Annotated in this window: 5 protein-coding genes and 5 tRNA genes; 3 read left to right on the top strand and 7 right to left on the bottom strand. The window is 43.4% G+C overall.

Features of this window, described 5'->3' with window-relative positions; all coding sequences use genetic code 11:
* Positions 1-102: 102 nt before the first annotated feature.
* The 4 genes from OH463_RS26155 to OH463_RS26140 all read right to left on the bottom strand — a co-directional run bounded on the left by OH463_RS26155 (position 103) and on the right by OH463_RS26140 (position 514).
* Positions 103-178, bottom strand: a tRNA-Thr gene (locus OH463_RS26155).
* Between the two features lie 13 nt (positions 179-191).
* Positions 192-266: transfer RNA gene (locus OH463_RS26150), tRNA-Gly, on the bottom strand.
* Positions 267-301: 35 nt separating this feature from the next.
* Positions 302-386 (bottom strand) — tRNA-Tyr (locus OH463_RS26145).
* Between the two features lie 52 nt (positions 387-438).
* Positions 439-514, bottom strand: a tRNA-Thr gene (locus OH463_RS26140).
* A gap of 206 nt (positions 515-720) precedes the next feature.
* Here OH463_RS26140 and coaA point away from each other — a divergent pair.
* Positions 721-1,644, top strand: a complete 924-nt coding sequence (gene coaA, locus OH463_RS26135; RefSeq protein ID WP_017817494.1) for a type I pantothenate kinase — start codon at positions 721-723, stop codon at positions 1,642-1,644.
* Positions 1,645-1,669: 25 nt separating this feature from the next.
* Here the strand turns inward: coaA and birA are convergent, their stop codons facing one another.
* On the bottom strand, positions 1,670-2,635 hold the full coding sequence (gene birA, locus OH463_RS26130; protein ID WP_050941056.1) for a bifunctional biotin--[acetyl-CoA-carboxylase] ligase/biotin operon repressor BirA: 966 nt from the start codon (positions 2,633-2,635) through the stop codon (positions 1,670-1,672).
* Complete coding sequence (gene murB / locus OH463_RS26125; RefSeq protein WP_005451110.1) at positions 2,632-3,675, bottom strand: UDP-N-acetylmuramate dehydrogenase; 1,044 nt, start codon at positions 3,673-3,675, stop codon at positions 2,632-2,634. The genes birA and murB overlap by 4 nt, the downstream gene beginning before the upstream one ends.
* Before the next feature lie 101 nt (positions 3,676-3,776).
* Between murB and OH463_RS26120 the strand changes: the two genes are divergently transcribed.
* Both OH463_RS26120 and pssA read left to right on the top strand, forming a co-directional pair.
* Positions 3,777-4,208: a GNAT family N-acetyltransferase gene (locus OH463_RS26120; RefSeq protein ID WP_017191164.1), complete on the top strand. Its 432-nt coding sequence runs from the start codon at positions 3,777-3,779 to the stop codon at positions 4,206-4,208.
* A gap of 71 nt (positions 4,209-4,279) precedes the next feature.
* Entirely contained in the window at positions 4,280-5,620 is a 1,341-nt protein-coding gene (gene pssA / locus OH463_RS26115) for a CDP-diacylglycerol--serine O-phosphatidyltransferase (RefSeq protein ID WP_005451105.1), read from the top strand.
* 593 nt (positions 5,621-6,213) lie between these two features.
* Here pssA and OH463_RS26110 read toward each other — a convergent pair.
* A tRNA-Trp gene (locus OH463_RS26110) sits at positions 6,214-6,290 on the bottom strand.
* Between the last annotated feature and the right edge of the window lie 62 nt (positions 6,291-6,352).

Here is a 6,352-nt window from a genome sequence, read left to right as displayed (position 1 = left end):
TGAGTAGTCCCTCTAGGTACGGATTTAGGTGGCCCGAATTGACCACGCAACCAAAAAAGATAATTGGTAAATCTTATATCAAAAGGAGATAACTTTGAGAGCTGGTGCTGATAGGCAGACTCGAACTGCCGACCTCATCCTTACCAAGGATGCGCTCTACCACCTGAGCTATATCAGCACTCAAATTAGAGTGGAGCGGGCAGCGGGAATCGAACCCGCATCATCAGCTTGGAAGGCTGAGGTAATAGCCATTATACGATGCCCGCAACACGTAACTCTGAGAGCTATTTCCTAAAGAATATGGTGGAGGGGGACGGATTCGAACCATCGAAGGCAGTGCCGGCAGATTTACAGTCTGCTCCCTTTGGCCACTCGGGAACCCCTCCAAATTTTTAAGCCATTCTTACTACAATTGTTTCCACTGGAAACAGGAAAGAATGGTGCCGACTACCGGAATCGAACTGGTGACCTACTGATTACAAGTCAGTTGCTCTACCTACTGAGCTAAGTCGGCATAAGTGGTGCGCATTCTATTGAATGATTTTCTAGGTTGCAATAGCTATTTCAAAAAAAATCGTAAAATTCGACTTTTTAGAATCGATTGCTGCAAAATCATACAAACCTCGCTTTTTAAAGCAAACTTTCGAGCTTTGTCGTTTGCTTTGCACGGAGCTTGTTGTATGTTCTTGCTCTCGATGAAACCAAGGATAAAAGAGACCCATGAGTCCATTTTTGTCATTTGACCGTGCCGAATGGGCAGAATTGCGCAATTCTGTTCCGATGACACTCTCTGAAGACGATCTGAAAGCGCTTCAAGGCATTAATGAAAACCTCACTATGGAGGAAGCGGTAGAGATCTACCTTCCTTTGTCTCGTCTTTTAAATCTGTACGTTCAGGCTCGCCAAAGTCGTAACTCTGTACTTCAGCAGTTCCTCAACACGGAAGAACATGCTCCACCCTTTGTTATCGGCATTGCCGGCAGTGTGGCGGTAGGAAAGAGTACTACCGCACGACTTCTAAAAGCATTGCTCTCTCGTTGGGAGAACCATCCGAAAGTCGCCCTTGTGACAACAGATGGTTTCTTATATCCAAAGAAAGTGCTGGAAGAGAGAGGCATCATGCATCGTAAAGGCTTTCCGGAATCTTACGATATTAAACGCTTGGTAGAATTCGTTTCAGATGTAAAAGCAGGTCAACCAAACTTAGAAGTCCCAGTTTATTCACACATTACGTACGACATTACTGAAGAACGAAAGAAAGTAGATCGTCCAGATGTACTGATTATCGAAGGGTTAAACGTTCTGCAAAGTGGTATGGACTATCCGCATGATCCACATCGCGTGTTTGTCTCTGATTTCCTAGACTTCTCTATTTATGTTGATGCAGAAACTGAGACCATTGAGCAATGGTATGTAGAACGATTTTTGAAATTCCGCCAAGGTGCATTTACTCAGCCAGGCTCTTATTTTAGTCATTACACGCAATTGTCTGTCGAAGAGGCGAAAAACAAAGCTAAAGAAATTTGGCAAAGCATTAACGGGCTCAATCTAGAACATAACATTCTGCCAACTCGCGAGAGAGCCCATCTAATTCTGCACAAAGGTCCTAGTCATCTCGTCGACAAGGTGTCGTTGAGAAAGTAACCTCTATCAGGCACTAGACTAGAGGTTAATCACCTTTCCTTAGGGAGATCTCACCACCAACGTAGGTCTCCAATCCATTAGTGGTTTCTAATACTACACCACCTTGCTGATCGATGCCCTTTACTACCCCATGGATTTCTCTAGGTCCCATCAATAGCTTTACAGGGCGTCCAATAAAGTTGTCTAAACGATTCCAACGCTCTACAAACCCACCGAGCCCTGTCATTTCATATTCTTCTAGTGCTTTCTTCCAGTGTTCAATCAGGTTAATCGCTAACTGGTTACGATCGATATCTAGGCTATCGCTCACTTGGTTTAAGGTTGTCCACGGTTGATCGATTTCAGGTTGCAAGTCTGGCATACCGATATTAAGCCCCATGCCAATAACTAGATGCGCTGCCCCACCGGCTTGCCCTGACATTTCAACTAAAATGCCTGCAAGCTTTTTATCTTCGTAGTAAATATCGTTCGGCCATTTGAGTTTCACGCCTTGGATACCCATCTCTTCAATAGCTTCCACTGCTGCGATACCAACAACTAAGCTCAACCCCATAGCCGCTGCCATACCAGCATCCAAACGCCAGTACATCGACAAATACAAGTTAGTTCCAAAAGGCGATATCCATTGGCGACCACGTCGTCCTCTTCCTTTTGCTTGATATTCAGCCAAACATACGCGCCCCTTATCGGAGTCATCGACTTTCTCGAGCAGATATTGGTTGGTTGAATCTATAACCGAGATGAGTTCAAGTTGAGTATCAACATAAGCTTGAAGCCTTTGCTCATCAAGCAGTTGTAAAGGCTGAGCTAGCTGGTAGCCACGTCCTTGAATCCGGTAAATGTCTACGCCCCAATCATTAAGACCTTTGATGTGCTTTGCAATAGCAGCGCGTGATATACCCAATTCTTGCCCTAAGGCTTCCCCAGAATGAAAATCACCGTCACTTAGCGCTTTGAGAATATGCAGTTTTGCAGAGTGTTCCTTTCTCATCGCGTAGCCTCAATCTCAGTTAGGTTAGTCTCGCCCTTGTTATTCATAAAACGAACTTCATGTTCTAGTTCAATTTGGTATTTATCCCAAACGGTCCTTTTTACCAAAGACGCAAGCTCGACAACATCATTGGCACTACAATTATCAACATTAGTTAGAACCAAAGCTTGGAGTGGATTTACTTGAGCACCGTTCACTGATACCCCCTTCAAACCACATTGGTCGATTAACCAACCCGCAGCGACTTTCATTCCTCCTTTCGCAGGGTAAGCCACCATATTGCTGTGCTTTTTGATAAGTTGATCGTAATGATCTTGGCTGATCACTGGATTTTTAAAAAAGCTTCCTGCGTTACCAACTTTTGCAGGGTCTGGCAATTTTTCCATTCGCACTTGGCATACACGCTCAAAAATGGTTAGGGGACTAAGCTCTTCTTCAGGAATACTTTGCAAAGGACCATATTGATTGATCGCCTTCCATTGCTTTGGCAGTTTGAGACCGACCGCAGTAATAAAGCATTTTTCATATAATGCATGCTTGAAGATCGAATCACGATAGCCAAATTGGCACTCTTCTGCAGTCATGCGTTTGGTCGTGAAGTTCTCCAAATCGAGGATATCTACGTATTCGCACACATTTTGCAATTCCAATCCATAGGCTCCGATATTTTGAATAGGTGCCGAGCCTGCACAGCCAGGGATGAGTGCGAGGTTCTCAATACCTCCCATGCCTTGTTCTACACACCATTGAACAAGCGCCGGCCAATCCTCACCGCCTTCAATGTGCAATAGATAATGAGCACCTTCTTCAGTAACAGTTTTACCCATTAAGCGGTTAATAATGACCATGCCTTCATAGTGTTGAGTAAACAGCATGTTACTGCCCTTACCTAAAAATAGCTTCGGTAACTCTAGGTAAGCTTCATCTTTAAATAGCTGAATAACATCATCGATAGTTTCAACGATCGCTAAATAAGCACAGGTTTGTTCGATACCAAATGTGTGGAAAGCCTTGAGGCTCGCATGTTTCTTAATTTCCATAGTGGATTTGCAACGCCAGATGAGATTCTCTTAAACTGTAGCCATTCTACCTTAGTTATGTTTTAGCCGCAGTGACAATACCTAGCTCATTAATCATAGAAGTGTTAAATCCGATCAAACTACCTCTGATCAAGAGATTATACAAAGCACATTACCCTGCCGGAAAAGCCAAGCGTGATGAGCTGATCATCACCGCAAGTTTAGAAGGAAAAATCGTTGCTCTCCTTAGAATGAAAGCGGTCGAAAAGTCTCGCTTGCTGACTGGTATGCTTGTTGTTCCGGAATGTAGGGGAACAGGGGTCGGTCAAGCATTACTTACTCATTGCGAAAACACTGTTTTCAACAATGGAGATTATTGCTTTGCTTTTAATCATTTAGAGGCTTATTACTCTCAACATGGATTCAAAACCATTGATAGCTCTGAGCTTCCAAACTCATTGAAAATGGCTTATTTACGGTACGTGGACAGTGGCAAAGATCTCATTCCAATGCAATTCATTACTTCTAGTGCTTCAAACAGTGCGCTTTTGTAGCCAGAGAAATCATATCTTTGGTAAAATATCAGGTTCGCAATATTGCACTTAATTAAGGTACTCACACCGGTATGATAGTAAGTAGGAACCCATTCGAACAGTTGCCAAGTCTCGCAGTTAAGCCTGAAGACTTCGAAGTTCTGCACGCAGCAGATGCTTTCAGAGCTCGTCTTCTTGATGCGATCAGCAAAGCAACGTCACGAATTTACCTAGTCGCTCTATATCTGGAAGATGATGAAGCTGGACGTGAAATTTTCACAGCGCTTTATGAAGCGAAACAGCGCAATCCTGGATTGGACATCAATATCTGTGTAGATTGGCACCGAGCGCAACGTGGTCTCATTGGTGCAGAATCATCTGAAGGCAACGCAGCACTTTACAAGGCATTCGCAAAAAAATACCAGCACTCAATTCCTGTATACGGTATTCCTGTACGAGGCAGAGAAGTCTTTGGTGTACTTCATCTTAAAGGCTTCATCGTAGATGACACCGTCATTTACAGCGGAGCAAGTCTTAACAACGTATACCTACAATACAATGGTCGTTACCGCTTCGACCGCTACCATGTCATTCAACACAAAGCATTAGCAGACTCGATGGTAGGATTCATTCAGGATGAAATGATCGCCCACCCTGCAGTTAATGATCTTGCAGATAAAGATAAACCTGAGACAAAAGAGATCAAAGCGGACATTCGCCAACTTCGCTCTTCTTTAGCTCGTGCTAATTACGAATTTAAACCAGAAGTAGCCAGCGAAGACGAAGTGAAAGTTACACCGCTGGTAGGTTTAGGGAAGCGCCGTAATTTACTCAACCAGAAAATCGTTAAGCTGCTTGCAGCTGCTCAGAACGAAATCTTTATCTGCACACCTTACTTTAACTTCCCGAAAGCGATTAATCGTGAAGTAAAGCGTGCAATGAAACGTGGCGTAAAAGTAACAATCGTGGTTGGTGACAAGACTGCAAACGACTTCTACATCTCTCCTGAAGAAGAGTTCAAAACTATTGGTGGTTTACCATATCTGTACGAACTCAACTTACGTCGTTTCGCTAAAGCGAATGAAGCAAGCATTGCTGCTCGCAAATTATCTATTCACCTTTGGAAACATGATAACAATAGCTTCCACCTCAAAGGTATCTGGGTTGATAAGCGCTACATGCTTATGACAGGCAACAACCTAAACCCTAGAGCATGGTCACTAGATCTTGAAAATGGTCTTTTAGTACAAGACAACTTCGCGAAGATGACAGACAAATTTGAACAAGAGGTGGCAAACATTCTAGAGCACACTCAGCTTATTTGTACTTACAAGCAATTAGAGAAAGTGGAAGACTATCCAGTCAGTGTTCAGAAGCTGGTCCGTAAGATCACACGTATCAAAGCTGATGGTGTACTAAAACGCATTCTTTAAAATGCTTCGATAGTAAACTTACAGAGCCCAGTATGAAAATACTGGGCTTTTTTATTATGTACAGCTAGCGACATAGATTACAACATTGTTGCTTTCTTTAAGTATTTAAACTGACACTTCGATATACAATGGGATGAGACGACTTTGTATTCTAAGAAATTCAACAAGATAACAGGTCCAGATTGTAACGAAAAGGCTCCAGCATTTCTGCTGGAGCTTTAAATATGACAGAGGTAGATTGGATCAATACTCCGAGATTCGATAGGACTTACTGCCAAGCGAGCTGGAGATCTAATCTCAACACGCACGATTCTGGCGTTAGGAGAATCAGATACTCTTCCAACTAGACTGGTACTCTTTTCTTCATATACGAAAGAGGCTCTAGCATTTCAGCCAGAGTCTTAAATATGGCAGGGGTAGATTGGACCGGCACTCCGGAGATTCGATATGGCTTGCTGCCAAGCGGACTGGCGGCTCAGTTCCCAACACGCACTATTTGGGCATTAGGGGAATCCCCTGCTCTTCCAACTAGACTGGTACTCGTTCCTCCATATACGAAAAAGGCTCTAGCATTTCTGCTAGAGCCTTAAATATGGCAGGGGTGGAGAGATTCGAACTCCCAACACGCGGATTTGGAATCCGCTGCTCTGCCAATTGGAGCTACACCCCTGTAGAAACTACAGTTTATCACATTGTAGATTCAAAAAAACCTCGCAAAAGCGAGGTCTTTGA

This window comes from Vibrio sp. NFR, assembly GCF_027587095.1.
GTDB lineage: Bacteria > Pseudomonadota > Gammaproteobacteria > Enterobacterales > Vibrionaceae > Vibrio > Vibrio harveyi.
Note: the sequence above shows the minus strand (reverse complement) of the source record. Positions and strands in the feature narration are given on the sequence as shown.

What these genes read in the sequence shown, in the direction of transcription:
- coaA (WP_017817494.1), top strand. Translation starts at nt 721, where the DNA reads ATGAGTCCATTTTTGTCATTTGACCGTGCCGAATGGGCAGAATTGCGC.
- birA (WP_050941056.1), bottom strand. Translation starts at nt 2,635, where the DNA reads ATGAGAAAGGAACACTCTGCAAAACTGCATATTCTCAAAGCGCTAAGT.
- murB (WP_005451110.1), bottom strand. Translation starts at nt 3,675, where the DNA reads ATGGAAATTAAGAAACATGCGAGCCTCAAGGCTTTCCACACATTTGGT.
- pssA (WP_005451105.1), top strand. Translation starts at nt 4,280, where the DNA reads ATGATAGTAAGTAGGAACCCATTCGAACAGTTGCCAAGTCTCGCAGTT.